General features: G+C 71.6%; 13 protein-coding genes. 4 read left to right on the forward strand and 9 right to left on the reverse strand.

The features are described 5' to 3' along the window. Positions 1-10: 10 nt before the first annotated feature. The 3 genes from ACWCO8_RS11420 to ACWCO8_RS11430 all read right to left on the reverse strand — a co-directional run bounded on the left by ACWCO8_RS11420 (position 11) and on the right by ACWCO8_RS11430 (position 1,778). The gene (locus tag ACWCO8_RS11420) at positions 11-670 is read right to left on the reverse strand and encodes a DUF5063 domain-containing protein (protein WP_451032061.1); all 660 of its coding nucleotides are present in this window, start codon (positions 668-670) and stop codon (positions 11-13) included. A 47-nt stretch (positions 671-717) separates the two neighbouring features. Next, the gene (gene recR, locus ACWCO8_RS11425) at positions 718-1,317 is read right to left on the reverse strand and encodes a recombination mediator RecR (RefSeq protein ID WP_451032062.1); all 600 of its coding nucleotides are present in this window, start codon (positions 1,315-1,317) and stop codon (positions 718-720) included. Between the two features lie 125 nt (positions 1,318-1,442). Continuing rightward, positions 1,443-1,778, reverse strand: coding sequence for a YbaB/EbfC family nucleoid-associated protein (locus ACWCO8_RS11430; RefSeq protein ID WP_362006170.1), 336 nt, complete (start codon positions 1,776-1,778; stop codon positions 1,443-1,445). 289 nt (positions 1,779-2,067) lie between these two features. Here ACWCO8_RS11430 and ACWCO8_RS11435 point away from each other — a divergent pair, with 289 nt between their 5' ends. After that, complete coding sequence (locus ACWCO8_RS11435) at positions 2,068-2,805, forward strand: SLATT domain-containing protein (RefSeq protein ID WP_451032389.1); 738 nt, start codon at positions 2,068-2,070, stop codon at positions 2,803-2,805. A gap of 60 nt (positions 2,806-2,865) precedes the next feature. On the opposite strand, the gene ACWCO8_RS11440 is transcribed toward ACWCO8_RS11435, so the two are convergent. The 3 genes from ACWCO8_RS11440 to ACWCO8_RS11450 all read right to left on the reverse strand — a co-directional run bounded on the left by ACWCO8_RS11440 (position 2,866) and on the right by ACWCO8_RS11450 (position 5,811). Beyond that, positions 2,866-3,516: a hypothetical protein gene (locus ACWCO8_RS11440; protein WP_451032063.1), complete on the reverse strand. Its 651-nt coding sequence runs from the start codon at positions 3,514-3,516 to the stop codon at positions 2,866-2,868. Positions 3,517-3,647: 131 nt separating this feature from the next. Next, positions 3,648-4,343 carry a GntR family transcriptional regulator gene (locus ACWCO8_RS11445; protein WP_451032064.1) on the reverse strand — a complete coding sequence of 232 codons (696 nt, stop codon included), beginning with the start codon at positions 4,341-4,343 and terminating at the stop codon, positions 3,648-3,650. Positions 4,344-4,449: 106 nt separating this feature from the next. Continuing rightward, complete coding sequence (locus tag ACWCO8_RS11450) at positions 4,450-5,811, reverse strand: aminotransferase class III-fold pyridoxal phosphate-dependent enzyme (protein ID WP_451032065.1); 1,362 nt, start codon at positions 5,809-5,811, stop codon at positions 4,450-4,452. A gap of 191 nt (positions 5,812-6,002) precedes the next feature. Between ACWCO8_RS11450 and ACWCO8_RS11455 the strand changes: the two genes are divergently transcribed. Together ACWCO8_RS11455 and ACWCO8_RS11460 are read left to right on the forward strand one after the other, a co-directional pair. After that, a complete protein-coding gene (locus tag ACWCO8_RS11455) occupies positions 6,003-6,596 on the forward strand; it encodes a DJ-1/PfpI family protein (protein WP_451032066.1) in 594 nt (197 codons plus the stop codon). Further along, complete coding sequence (locus ACWCO8_RS11460) at positions 6,593-7,045, forward strand: MarR family winged helix-turn-helix transcriptional regulator (protein WP_451032067.1); 453 nt, start codon at positions 6,593-6,595, stop codon at positions 7,043-7,045. Before ACWCO8_RS11455 ends, ACWCO8_RS11460 begins: the two co-directional genes overlap by 4 nt. On the opposite strand, the gene ACWCO8_RS11465 is transcribed toward ACWCO8_RS11460, so the two are convergent. The 3 genes from ACWCO8_RS11465 to ACWCO8_RS11475 all read right to left on the reverse strand — a co-directional run bounded on the left by ACWCO8_RS11465 (position 7,042) and on the right by ACWCO8_RS11475 (position 11,018). Further along, positions 7,042-8,709, reverse strand: a complete 1,668-nt coding sequence (locus tag ACWCO8_RS11465) for an eCIS core domain-containing protein (protein WP_451032068.1) — start codon at positions 8,707-8,709, stop codon at positions 7,042-7,044. The two genes, ACWCO8_RS11460 and ACWCO8_RS11465, sit on opposite strands and share 4 nt — an antisense overlap. A gap of 237 nt (positions 8,710-8,946) precedes the next feature. Continuing rightward, positions 8,947-9,855, reverse strand: a complete 909-nt coding sequence (locus ACWCO8_RS11470) for a glycoside hydrolase family 19 protein (RefSeq protein ID WP_451032069.1) — start codon at positions 9,853-9,855, stop codon at positions 8,947-8,949. 221 nt (positions 9,856-10,076) lie between these two features. Further along, on the reverse strand, positions 10,077-11,018 hold the full coding sequence (locus ACWCO8_RS11475) for an NADP-dependent oxidoreductase (RefSeq protein ID WP_451032070.1): 942 nt from the start codon (positions 11,016-11,018) through the stop codon (positions 10,077-10,079). 190 nt (positions 11,019-11,208) lie between these two features. On the opposite strand from ACWCO8_RS11475, the gene ACWCO8_RS11480 reads away from it, so the two are divergent. Further along, the gene (locus ACWCO8_RS11480) at positions 11,209-12,735 is read left to right on the forward strand and encodes a substrate-binding domain-containing protein (protein WP_451032071.1); all 1,527 of its coding nucleotides are present in this window, start codon (positions 11,209-11,211) and stop codon (positions 12,733-12,735) included. Positions 12,736-12,745 lie beyond the last annotated feature (10 nt).

The raw sequence follows: 12,745 nt of genomic DNA on the forward strand, positions 1-12,745 counted from the left end.
CCCCTCGGCGCTACTTCTTCACGCCGAGGCCCAACGGACCCGCGATCTCCTCCGCCATCACGCGGCCCGCCTCCTCCGCCAGGTCGTCCTCCGTCAGGTCCTCGTCCGTGTCCAGGCCGTCGAGGGCGGCCAGGGGCTGGTCGAGGCGGACGTGGGCCACCAGGGACTGGAGGGCGCGGAGGGTCGCCGAGGCGGTCGGGCCCCAGTTGGAGAAGTACGAGAACTGCCACCACCACAGCGCCTCGCTCGTGCGGCCCGCGCGGTAGTGGGCCAGGCCGTGGCGGAGGTCGGTGACGATGTCGGCCAGGTTGTCGGAGATCCGGGCCGGTACCGGGGCCTTGCGGGGCTCGTACGGGTCGAAGACCTCGGAGAAGACGTCCACCGGGTCGAGCATCGTCGCGAAGCGCTCGCGCAGGTCGTCCACGTCCGGCTCCGGGCCCGTGTCGGGCTCGTAGCGCTCGTCCGGGAGGATGTCCTCGTGCGCGCCGAGCCGGCCGCCCGCGAGCAGCAGCTGCGAGATCTCCAGGAGCAGGAAGGGCACCGCGCTGTCGGGCTCGTCGCCCTTGGCCACTTCCGTGGTCGCCACGATGAAGGACTCGATCGAGTCGGCGATCTGGACCGCGAAGTCGTCCGGGTCCTGCGTGATCGCGTGCAGTGTGGCGTCAGACATCGCGGGTGCCTCCTTGGAGCGCGGGCGCGGGCGCGCGGACCTGTCGGTCATACATCTAGCAGTCGCCGCCCCTCGAAGGCACGCCCCAGGGTCACCTCGTCGGCGTACTCCAGGTCGCCGCCGACCGGCAGGCCGCTCGCCAGGCGCGTCACCTTCAGGCCCATGGGCTTGATCATCCGCGCCAGGTACGTCGCGGTGGCCTCGCCCTCCAGGTTCGGGTCGGTCGCGAGGATCAGCTCGGTCACCGCGCCGTCCGCGAGCCGCGCGAGCAGCTCCCGGATGCGCAGGTCGTCCGGGCCGACGCCGTCGATCGGGCTGATCGCGCCGCCGAGCACGTGGTAGCGGCCGCGGAACTCACGGGTCCGCTCGATCGCCACGACGTCCTTCGGCTCCTCGACCACGCAGATGACCGTCTGGTCCCGGCGCGGGTCGCGGCAGATGTTGCACTGCTCCTGCTGTGCCACGTTGCCGCAGACCGCGCAGAACCTGACCTTGTCCTTGACCTCCAGGAGCGCGTGCGCGAGCCGCCGCACGTCCGTCGGCTCCGCCTGGAGGATGTGGAAGGCGATCCGCTGGGCGCTCTTGGGACCGACGCCGGGCAGCCTGCCCAGTTCGTCGATGAGGTCCTGAACCACGCCTTCGTACAACGGAACGCCCTTCTCAGAAGTGCTTGTTTCTTACGGTAGTGGCTGCCGGGGCACCTTAGAAGCCCAGGCCCGCGATGCAGTGCAGAAGTGCGCAGAAGCAGCGCAGAAAGCGGCGCGGAAGCGGCTCAGAAGCCCAGGCCCGGCATTCCGCCCAGGCCCTGCGCCAGCGGGCCCAGCTTCTGCTGCTGGAGCTGCTGCGCGTTGTCGTTGGCGGCCTTGACCGCCGCGACGACCAGGTCGGCCAGGGTCTCGGTGTCCTCGGGGTCGACCGCCTTGGGGTCGATCACCAGGCCGCGCAGCTCGCCGGAGCCGGTGACCGTCGCCCTCACGAGGCCGCCGCCCGCCTGGCCCTCGACCTCGGTCAGGGCGAGCTCCTCCTGGGCACGCGCGAGGTCCTGCTGCATCTTCTGGGCCTGCTGGAGGAGCTGCTGCATGTTGGGCTGGCCACCACCGGGAATCACGGTCACTCCTGGCATTTCGCCGGTATCCGGAGGACACCGGGACGACTGATGTTCGGTATGCCGAGCCTACGTGGTCCATGCCCGGCCTGCCGCCACAACTCTTTCGAGTGAGAAACTGCGTGCTCCTCTACCTGATCAAGACCCTCTTGCGGGCGGAAATCCCGGGATTCCGGGCCCACAGCCCACCATTCGGCGGTAGGAAGGGCAGGCACCACGTGCACCGCACGTCACAGAGCGACACGAGCGCTGAGCTGAACAGAGGAGTGCCCCGGTGAGCCAGCAGCCGGAGATGCCGCCGCCGCAGCCGCCGCCCGGGCAGCCGGGTCAGCCGGGACAGCCCGGGCGGTCCTCCGCGCGCCGCGATCTGACCGGGACGCCCTTCCCGCTCGGCGACTGGGGCGAACCCGCGGAGCGCCTGGACGAGCTGTACCGCTGGGTCGAGTCCAACGCGCTCCGCACCGCCGAGTGGTACCTCTCCGACCGGGTCTGGAAGCGCCGCTGCGCCCGGGCCCTGCGGATAGGTACGGCTCTGGGCGTCATCGCGGGCGCCGCGCTGCCGCTGCTCGACCTGACCGACGTCGCGGACGGCGCGGCCGGCTGGGGGTACCTCTCCCTGCTGCTCGGCGCCGCCTGCATGGCCTGCGACCGGTACTTCGGCCTCACCTCGGGCTGGATAAGGGACGTGGCCACCGCGCAGGCGGTGCAGCGCCGACTCCAGGCCCTGCAGTTCGACTGGGCGTCGGAGAGCGTACGGGAGGTCCTCGGGCCCACCGAGGGCACCGCGAGCGAGGCGGCCGAGCGCTGCCTCGGCGTGCTGCGCCGGTTCTCGGAGGACGTCACCGAGCTCGTCCGGGCGGAGACCGCGGACTGGATGGTCGAGTTCCGCTCGGGCCCCGCGCCGCTGGCCCTGCAGTCGGTCGGCGTCGGCACGCCCCGCCCCGAGGGCGGGCACCCGTCGTCCCGCTTCCCGCTCCCGCCCGGCACCCGGCCGAACATGCCCCGGCAGCGGCCGCCCGAGCCCCGCTGACCGTACGAGAGCAGCGGAAAAGGGCGCTTCCCCGGTCGGAAGCGCCCTTTTCTCGTGGCCTCAGCTCAGGATGATCATCGAGCCCTGGCCGAGGCTCCGGGTCGCCGCCGCGTGCAGCCCCAGCCACACGTGGCGCTCGCGCGCGAACGGACTGTCGTCGTACGCGATCGGCCGGGCCGGCTCCTCCAGGGAGGTCGGCCGTTCCGGCGGCAGCGGCGGGGCCGGCGGGTTGGCCGGGTCGATCCCGATGGCGGGCGCGACGAACTCCAGTTCCCGGAGCAGCCCGTGCGAGGACCCGAGCGGGCCGCCGCCCTCCAGGAGCTCGTCGGTGGCGATCGGGGCGGGGAAGTCGACGGGGACGTAGGCCCCGGCGTGGTCGTAGTGCCAGACGAGGTGGGACTGCTGCGCGGCCGACTCGAACATCTCCAGGAGCTGTTCGTAGTCCCCGCCGAGCTCGTCGACCGGCTCGACGGGCAGGCCGCACAGGTGCAGCAGGTAGGCGCGGCGCAGGAAGTGCAGGGCGTCGTAGTCGAACCCGGCGATGGGCGCGACATCGCCGGAGAGCCCCGGCATGTAGGCGTACACGGGGACGGTCGGCAGACCGGACGCGGTCAGGGCCGTGTCGTAGGCGGCGATCTCTTCGGCGAAGGGGTTGTCGGGGCTGTGGCACAGCACGTCCACCAGCGGGACCAGCCACAGGTCACAGGCCAAGGGAGGCTCGCTCTCCGTCGGTTGCAGGGACGGCCAGGGTAATCGGCGCGGTCCGCGCCGCACACCCGGTGGGGACCTGTCCCTCACCTGCCCCTCGACACACCGCCCGACACCCCCGGCGGGGAGCGCGATCAGCGGCCGCGGGTCTCCAGGCGGTCCGCCCACTCCAGGGACTGCCGGTTGTACGCGCCCATGACCTCGGCCGCGGCGACCGCGTCGCCGAGGGTCAGCGCGTCGACGAGGTCCACGTGCCCGCTCCAGAGCCAGCCGAGGACGTCCCGGTCGGAGCGCAGGTACGGCACGGAGAAGACCCAGGCCTGGACGCGCAGCCGGTGCAGGAAGTCGGCGATGTAGTCGTTGGCGGAGACGAGCCGGGCCAGCTCGCGCCAGTAGCGGATGTCGTAGCCGATGAGGATGTCGAGGTCGCCGGCGCGGGCCGCGCGGGCCGCCGCCTCGCCCCGGCGCCGTATGGAGACGAGCGCGACCCCGCGCGAGACGTCGGGGCCCGGCGGGTGGGCGACGGGGTCGTGGCGGCGGAAGATGCCGTCCACGACGAGCATGCGGGCCTCGACCATGCCGCGGTAGTCGGCGATCGTGAACTGGTGCACGCGGAAGCCGCGGTGCTGGTCGGAGTCGAGGAGGCCCTGCGCGGAGAGGTCGACGAGCGCCTCGCGGACCGGGGTCGCGGAGACGCCGTACTGCTCGGCGATCTGCTTGACCGTGAACTCCTCGCCCGGCTGGAGACGGCCGGCGAGCACCTCGTCACGGAGCGCGTCCGCGATCTGCTGCCGCAGGGTGTTGCGGGTGACAGCTCCGCTCGCGGGCATGTTGGTCGGCCCCCCTCCGTCCGGCTTCGGGACACCCTAGACCAGACGGAGGGTTCGGCTCCGTGACGCTTCTTACCCTTACGGGATACGTGCGCCCACCACGGAGTTACGCGGTGTGCTCGTCCGCCACGGAGAGCGCCGCGTCGAGGGCGGCGAGGCCCTCCTTGGCCTCCGCCTCGGAGACGTTGCAGGCGGGCACGGCGTGGGTGCGGTTCATGTTGATGAAGGGCCACAGCCCGTGCTTCTTGGCCGCCGCGCCGAAGGCCGCCATGGGGGCGTTGGCCTCGCCCGTCGCGTTGTACGGGACGAGCGGCTCGCGGGTCTCCTTGTTCTTGACCAGGTCGAGCGCCCAGAACGTGCCCATGCCGCGGACCTCGCCGACGGACGGGTGGCGCTCGGCCAGCTCGCGCAGGCCCGGGCCGAGGACGGTCTCGCCGATGTGGGCGGAGTGCTCGACGACCTTCTCGTCCTCCATGACCTGGATGGTCGCGACGGCGGCGGCGCAGGCGAGCGGGTGGCCGGAGTAGGTCAGTCCGCCGGGGTAGGGCCGCTTGTCGAAGGTCGCGGCGATCTCGGCGCTGATCGCGACGCCGCCGAGGGGGACGTACCCCGAGTTCACGCCCTTGGCGAAGGTCATCAGGTCGGGCACGACGTCGAAGTGCTCGGCGGCGAACCACTTGCCGGTGCGGCCGAAGCCCGCCATGACCTCGTCCAGGACGAAGACGATGCCGTACTTGTCGCAGATCGCACGGACGCCGGCGAGGTAGCCGGGCGGCGGGGTCATGATGCCGGCGGTGCCGGGGACGGTCTCCAGGATGATCGCGGCGATCGTGCCCGGGCCCTCGAAGGCGATGGTGTCCTCGAGGTGGGCGAGCGCGCGCTCGCACTCCTGCGCCTCGGTCTCCGCGTAGAACGGCGAGCGGTAGAGGAACGGCGCCCAGAAGCGGACGACGCCCGCGGAGCCGGTGTCGGAGGCCCAGCGGCGCGGGTCGCCGGTCAGGTTGATCGCGGTGGAGGTGGCGCCGTGGTACGAGCGGAAGGCGGAGAGCACCTTGTGGCGGCCGGTGTGCAGCCGGGCCATCCGTACGGCGTTCTCGACGGCCTCGGCGCCGCCGTTGGTGAAGAAGATCTTGTCCAGGTCGCCGGGGGTGCGCTCGGCGATGAGGCGTGCGGCCTCGGAGCGTACGTCGATGGCGAAGGCGGGCGCGAAGGTGGTGAGCTTGGCGGCCTGCTCCTGGATGGCGGCGACCACGCGGGGGTGCTGGTAGCCGATGTTGGTGTAGACGAGGCCGCTGGTGAAGTCGAGGTAGCGGTTGCCGTCGTAGTCCCAGAAGTACGAACCCTCGGCGCCGGCGACGGCGAGCGGATCGATCAGGCCCTGGGCGGACCAGGAGTGGAACACGTGCGCGCGGTCTGCGGCCTTCACGGCCGCGCCGGCCTGGGGGTCGGGTTCGACATGAGGGGTCATATGCCCAGGGTAAGGACGCGCAGGTCGGAGCGGCCATGACCATCTTGTCCACCGAGACCGGGGCGGACCAGACAGGTTGCGGGTCGCGCGTCCCCGCGCGCCTGCGCGTGGACCTCTATTGACAGCATCCTGTCGACATGACAGTCTTCTGTCATCAGCAGAACGGCACCGACCACCGCAGGAGGCCCGCAATGCCCCGCACCGTCCACCTCGCCGTCTACGACACCCTCGCCGACTGGGAGACCGGGCACGCCACCGCCTGGCTCGCCCGCTCCGGCTTCACGGTCAGGACCGTCGGGGTCGTCGCCGACAAGCCCGTCGCCAGCATCGCCGGGACGCGGATCCTGGCCGACCTCGCGCTCGACGACCTCCGGCCCGAGGACAGCGCGATGCTGATCCTCCCGGGCGCCGACCTCTGGGACGCGGGCGACGAGCTCGCGCCCTTCGCGGCCGCCGCGCGCCGCTTCCTCGACGCGGGGGTCCCCGTCGCCGCCATCTGCGGCGCCACCGCCGGCCTGGCCCGCGAGGGTCTGCTCGACGACCGCGCGCACACCAGCGCCGTCTCGTTCTACCTGGCCGCGACCGGCTACCAGGGCGGCGAGCACTACGTCGACGCGGACGCCGTCACCGACGGCGACCTGATCACCGCCGGGCCGACCGAGCCGGTGGCCTTCGCCCGCGAGGTGCTCGGGAAGCTCGGCGCCTTCGAGGGCGCCCAGCTGGACGCCTGGTACCGGCTCTTCCACGACTCGGACCCCGCGGCCTACGAGGAGCTGAACGCGTGAGCCGCGAGCAGCAGGACGCCCTGTCCCGTACGGCCCTCGGCGTCTTCCGGCTCAACGGCCAGTTCCTCGCCGTCTCCGAGAAGCTGGCCGAGCCGGCCGGGCTGACCGCCGCCTGGTGGCAGGTCTTGGGCGCCGTGCTGCCCGAGCCGCTGCCGGTCGCCGGGATCGCCCGCGCCATGGGCATCACCCGGCAGAGCGTCCAGCGGATCGCGGACCTCCTCGTGGAGCGCGGCCTCGCGGCGTACGAGCCGAACCCGGCCCACCGCCGCGCCAAGCTCCTCACCCCGACCCCCGAGGGCCGCGCCGCGATCCACCGCATCGACCCGGGCCACGCGGACCTGGCGGCCCGCCTGACGAACGAGCTGGGCGGCCCGGAGGCCTTCGAGGAGACCGTACGGGTGCTGGAACGGCTCTCCGAGGCGCTGGACCGACTGGAGCAAGCGCCCTAGGCGCCCCGGTTCTCCCCCTGTCCCGCCAGGATGTCGGCGAAGACGACGATCGCGGCGCTCTTGCCGTACTTCTCCGCCTTCGCCTGCTGGAACTTCCCGCTCCGCACGAGGATCTTCCTGATGTGGATCCTCGTGCCGATCGGGAAGGTCATCTCCTGCTCGGACTTGTTGTTCTTGCCGAGCTCCCGTCCGCGGTGGCCCTCCGGCAGGGTGAAGTCCCACACGATCTCCTTGCCCGCCACGTACGTGTGGGTCAGCGGATCGCCGTACGTGGTCGACAGGATCGCCGGCCATTCGATCGTCTCGTCGACGGAGACCTCGCCACCCTCCGGGTGGCTCTCCCCCTGCTTCAGGATCCCGCCGAACGACTCGTACATGTACTTGCTGTCACCGCGCACCACGTTGCCCTCCTCGTTCGCGGGCGGCGTCGCGAAGTCGTCCCACACGCCGTTGATCCGGGCGAAGATGTCGAAGGTGTCCGCGAGGTGCTTCCCGTCCCACGACTCCGTGGTCTGTTCGTTCGCGTAGCCCCGCGCGATGGCCACGCTGCGCCACGCGTCGAGCACCTCGCTCTCCTTCGACATGTAGGTGAAGCCCGGGGTGGCGATCTCCGCCGGGGCGAAGCCGACCTGGACGAGGGCCGCCAGCAGCGGGTTGATCCGGCGGTAGTCGGCGCTGAGGTAGTTCTCGCCGAGGTCCAGGTCCTTCTGCTTCTGCTTGGCGGCGAGGACCGCCGGATCCAACTCCTGCTCGCGGGCGGCGTCGTACTCCGCGCGCGACGCCTCACGGCCGTCGACGGTTCCCCACGACTTGTCCTTCAGGGACGCGCGGGGCTTCTTGCCGTCCGCGCCTGCGGAGATCAGATAGGACCCGAAGCCGAAACTGAGGATCGTCTGCCCCTCGACGTCCCCGTCGTCCGTGTGCTTGACGACCGGGGTCCCCTTCGCAAGGCCCGCCGCCAGGGTGCGCTGCACGGGCGCCTCCGCCCCGCCGGCCGTCGACGTATCGGAGACGGCGGAACGCTGGACGTCGGCGGACGCCTGGGGTGCCGGACGGCTCATGACCGCATGGGCGTTGGCCTCGGCCTCGCGCTCGAAGCGGTCGGACGGGTCGGAGACCGCGAGCCCGTTGCCGTTGTCGGTACCGCTGACCGGGCCCTGGCGCTGCTGGATGACATGGGTCAGCTCGTGGGCGAGGGTGTGCGCGTCGCCGCCGCCCTCGCCGATGACGACGTGGTTGCCGGAGGTGTAGGCCCGGGCGCCGACCTCGGCGGCGGAGGCCTTCGCGGCGCCGCCGGTGTGGAGGCGTACGTCGGAGAAGTCAGCGCCGAGGCGGGACTCCATGTCCGTACGGGTGGCGTTGTCCAGGGGCCGACCGGGGCCGCGCAGGACGTCGTGGACGGAGGAGCGCTGGACCGCGGGGGCCGCGGAGCGCTGGACGGCGGGCCCCGCGCTCTCCTCGTGGCCGCAGCCCTCGCCGTGCCGGTGCTCCTCCTGGTCCAGGCCGTGGCCGGCCCGGCGGAGCATCTGGACCACCGCCGCGTTGCCCACGGTGCCCTGGAGGGCGAGGAGTTCGGACCGTGGATGCCCGGCCTCGGCGGGCGCCTGCCTGGCCCCCCGGCCCTCCTTGGCCCCGGTGGCTTCCTCGTTCTCCCGCTCGCGCATCGGGCTCCGCCCCTCCTGGGATCGTCGGCAACCTCCCACTCAACCCGACGGCCACCGCGCGGCGGAAGGTACGTGAGGGCAGACGTCGGGGGCCCAACGGCGGTGTCCCGCGGCACTTCCGTGCAGGCGGCACGCAGCGGGAGGGCGCCGGCGGGAGTGACGTACGGACCGGGATGACAACGATTCCCGGGGCCCTCCGCCGAGGGTCCCGGGAATCGTCAGATCGGTGGAGCGGTGTCAGCAGTACAGGTTCGCGCCCGTGGGCACGCCCAGGATCTGGGCGAACTGCTGGTACTTCGTGACCCGGCTCTGGACCTGCGCCGGGTTCTTGCCGTCGCACTCCAGGGCGCCGTTGATCGAGCGGATCGTCTGGCCGAAGCCCGCTTGGTTGACCATGGCGTTGTGGCCGGTCATCGTGCCGGGACCGTTCTGGGTGTTCCAGTACCAGAGGCCGGTCTTCCAGGCGACGGCCGCGTCGCGCTCGACGCGGTACGGGTCGTTCAGGAGGTTGATGCCGAGGGCGTCACCCGCGGCCTTGTAGTTGAAGTTCCAGGAGAGCTGGATCGGGCCGCGGCCGTAGTACGCGGCCTGGCCCGCGGGGCAGCCGTAGGGCTGGCCGCTGTCGCAGTAGTGCGGGTAGTTGGCCGTGTTCTGCTCCACGATGTGGACCAGGCCGCCGGTCTCGTGGTGGACGTTGGCGAGGAAGGCCGCGGCCTCCTGCCTCTTCACCGTGTCGCCGCCCGTGGTGGCGAACGCCGGGTAGGCGCTCAGGGCGGCGGTGAGGCCGCTGTACGTGTAGAAGGAGTTCCGGCTCGGGAACATCTGGTTGAACTGGGCCTCGGAGACGACGAATCCGGACGACGGCGGCGGGGTCGTGGGCGGGGTGGTGGGCCCGCCGTCGCACGTGCCCTGGTCGGCCCAGACGCCCCACTCGCCGGTCGTGCCGGGAGTCTCGTTCTGGGTCCACCACTTGGCCTGCCAGTTGCGGCCGTTGTGCGAGGCGGTCATTCCGCCCGTGTAGACGCTGGATGAGTTCCACGCGGCCGCACAGGCGGCGGACGCTCCGGCCGAGGCGGCCGTGGGGATGAGGATCGCAAGCCCAACTGCCGTACAGAAGCCGACGATCACAGAGAGGAGACGGCGCATGCTCGTCCTTCCGGGTGGGGGAAGGCCAGCGAAGCGGCTTTGGTCTGGACCTGTCAAGGTCTAGACCAACACTCATCACGGTGACAGTTCGGGGTGTCAACTCCCGTGCACCGCACACGCCGAAGGCGCCGAACACCATCCGGTGCCCGGCGCCTCACGCGTACCGAACGCGTACGAACAGCTCCTGGATCGTTCCTAGATCACGAGGATGATCCGGGTTCCTAGATCATGAGGATGATCCGGCCCGGCCTGTGCCCCGCCTCCGCCCTGCGGTGGGCCTCCGCGACCTCCTCCAGCGGCATCACGTCCGACACCCGGGTGATCATCTCCCGGGCCGCCACCTTCTCCAGGGTCTCCTTCAGCCGGGCGGGGTCCGGCCGGCCGAGGACGGTCTCCACCCGGATGTTCCGCTCGGACGCGGGCATCCGGTCGGGGACGAGGGCGATGAAGGAGCCGCCGTCCTTCACGGTCCGGAGCAGCGGGGCGCCGAGGAAGGCGCCGTCGAAGACCGCGTCCACCCGCTCGGGGACCGCGTCGACGACCCGCTCGACGATCTCGTCCGGGGTGCCCCGCACCACGCTGTGCTCGGCGCCGAGGACCTTCAGCTCGTGCTGGTCGCCCTCGTGCGCGATGGCGACCACGCGCAGGCCGGCGGCCGCGGCGTACTGCACCGCCAATCGGCCCACCACCCCGCTCGCCCCTGAGACGAGCAGCGTGGCGCCCTGGGGGAGGTTCAGCTCGTCCAGGCCGCGCTGGGCGGTGGCCGCGGCCAGCGGGACGGAGGCGGCCACGGTGTAGTCCACGTCGTCCGGGATCGGGGCCAGCCACTCCGGGGCGGCCCAGATGATCTCGGCGTACGTCCCCTCGCCGGTCAGCTCCTCGAACCAGGGGACGAACCCGGCCACCCGGGTGTCCTTCGGCATGCCGGGCACGGGGTCGATCAGCCTGCCCGCGAAGTCCGTCCCGAGGACGAACGGGGGCCGCAGGGGGCCGACGACGTCGGCGTACCGGCCGGCGCGGATCCGCAGGTCGGCCTGGTTGACCCCGGCCGCCTTCAGCCGCACCCGGACCATGCCGGGCCGCTCACCGGCCTCGGGCTCAGGCCGGCGGGCCATTCTCAGGACCTCAGGGCCGCCGTAGGCGGTCACTTCGACGACACGCATGGGGTTCCTCTCCGCCTGGCCCCCTCGTGGCCATTACACCCACGGTCCACAGCACCGGCAACCGTTGTTCGGCCGATCCACGCCCGGCGGATGCGGCGGACGAACCCGGCGGCTGAACGAAGGGAGAACTCCTGGTGGCGGAAAGCGACCTCCCCCACAGAGCCGCACACCCGTCCGTACCGTCACGTCCGTGGACTGGGTTACCGCCGAGAACGTCATCGCCGTGGTCACCGCGCTGCTCGGTGTCCTCGTCTCCGCCGGTGTGGTCGCGTTCGAGCGCTTCCAGCAGCGGGGCAAGCGGCTCGGGTACCGCGTACAGCTGAACACGCCCTTGCGCGAGGGCGTCGCCGAGACCGTCGGCGCCCGGACCCTGCGGGTCGGCGAGATCACGGAGAACGGCTCCACCCTGGTCCTGCTCCGGATCGAGAACGACGGGCAGCGCGACATCGACCACGGGGACTACCGGCCGTCCACCGCCGACGCCGAAGGGCTGAAGATCACCTTCAGCGACAAGGACGTCCTGGCCGTGGTCGCCACCGTCCCGCAGGAGTCCGAGACGTTGTGGGACGAGATGCGGGCGGGCAACGGGCTGCGGAAGCAGGACTCGTCCGTCCTGCTGCCCAAGGTGTCGCTGGAGCGCAAGCAGTACTTCAAGCTGCTCGTGATGCTCTCCGGGAACGTGTCCGAGCGCGCGATCCAGATCACCGGGCTCCGCGACGGGGTGGAGGTCCACCGCAACGAATCCATGAGCGTCGACGACAAGACGCCGACCTTCAGCCCCGCCGCCCGGAACATCACCCTCGTCCTCGCCGCCTGCGTGGTCACCCTCGCCGCGATCATCGTCGCCCGCGACGCCCCGCCGCCGATCGGCTGCGCCAAGGGCACCCTCAAGGTCACCGGCTCCACCGCGTTCGCCCCGGCGGTGCGGGAGCTGGCGGACAAGTACCAGAAGGACTGCGAGGGCTCCACGATCGTCGTGGACGCGCACGGCTCGACCGCGGGGATACGGGCGCTCGACGCGGCGGGCACGGCGAGCGGCAAGGGCTCCCCGCCGGTCGTCGCGCTCTCCGACGGCCGCAAGCCCGGCGGCTACCCGGAGCTGCGCGAGAACATGGTCGCGGTCTCCCTCTTCACCCTCGTCCTCAACGACGAGATCCCGGTCGAGAACCTCACCCTCGACCAGGTCCGCGCGATCTACCGGGGCGAGATCGACAACTGGAAGCAGATCCCGGGCGGCCCGGACCGCCGCATCCTGCTGGTCAGCCGGGACGCCAACTCCGGTACCCGGGAGGTCTTCCAGCGCCGGGTCCTGGACCGCAACGAGCCCGCGAACTCCTCCCGGGACTGCCAGAACCGGGACGACCGCGAGGCCCCGGTGACCCGCTGCGAACTGGACTCCACCGCCCAGGTGCTGTCGACGGTCGCCAAGCTGCCGGGGGCGATCGGATACACCGAACTGCGGGCCGTGAGCGGGCAGAAGGGCCTGCACAAGGTGGCCATCGACGGCCGCGTCCCGAACGTGGACGAGATCGGCGCGTCGACCTACCCGTACCGGGAGATCGAGTACGCCTACACCTGGGGCGAGCCGCCGGCCGACTCGCTGACCTCCAGTTTCCTCACCTATCTGCGGCAGGGGCGCGGTCAGGACGTCATCCGTACGCATGGCCATCTGCCCTGCGCGACGCCCAAGGGGCTGCGGATCTGCGGCGAAGGATGACGACACCCTC

The sequence above is a fragment of the Streptomyces sp. NPDC001927 genome (assembly GCF_053594455.1).

Bases quoted from the DNA above. Each gene is read 5' to 3' on its own strand.
- ACWCO8_RS11435 (WP_451032389.1), top strand. From the start codon at position 2,068: ATGCCGCCGCCGCAGCCGCCGCCCGGGCAGCCGGGTCAGCCGGGACAG.
- ACWCO8_RS11475 (WP_451032070.1), bottom strand. From the start codon at position 11,018: ATGCGTGTCGTCGAAGTGACCGCCTACGGCGGCCCTGAGGTCCTGAGA.
- ACWCO8_RS11470 (WP_451032069.1), bottom strand. From the start codon at position 9,855: ATGCGCCGTCTCCTCTCTGTGATCGTCGGCTTCTGTACGGCAGTTGGG.
- ACWCO8_RS11465 (WP_451032068.1), bottom strand. From the start codon at position 8,709: ATGCGCGAGCGGGAGAACGAGGAAGCCACCGGGGCCAAGGAGGGCCGG.
- ACWCO8_RS11445 (WP_451032064.1), bottom strand. From the start codon at position 4,343: ATGCCCGCGAGCGGAGCTGTCACCCGCAACACCCTGCGGCAGCAGATC.
- ACWCO8_RS11420 (WP_451032061.1), bottom strand. From the start codon at position 670: ATGTCTGACGCCACACTGCACGCGATCACGCAGGACCCGGACGACTTC.
- ACWCO8_RS11450 (WP_451032065.1), bottom strand. From the start codon at position 5,811: ATGACCCCTCATGTCGAACCCGACCCCCAGGCCGGCGCGGCCGTGAAG.
- ACWCO8_RS11455 (WP_451032066.1), top strand. From the start codon at position 6,003: ATGCCCCGCACCGTCCACCTCGCCGTCTACGACACCCTCGCCGACTGG.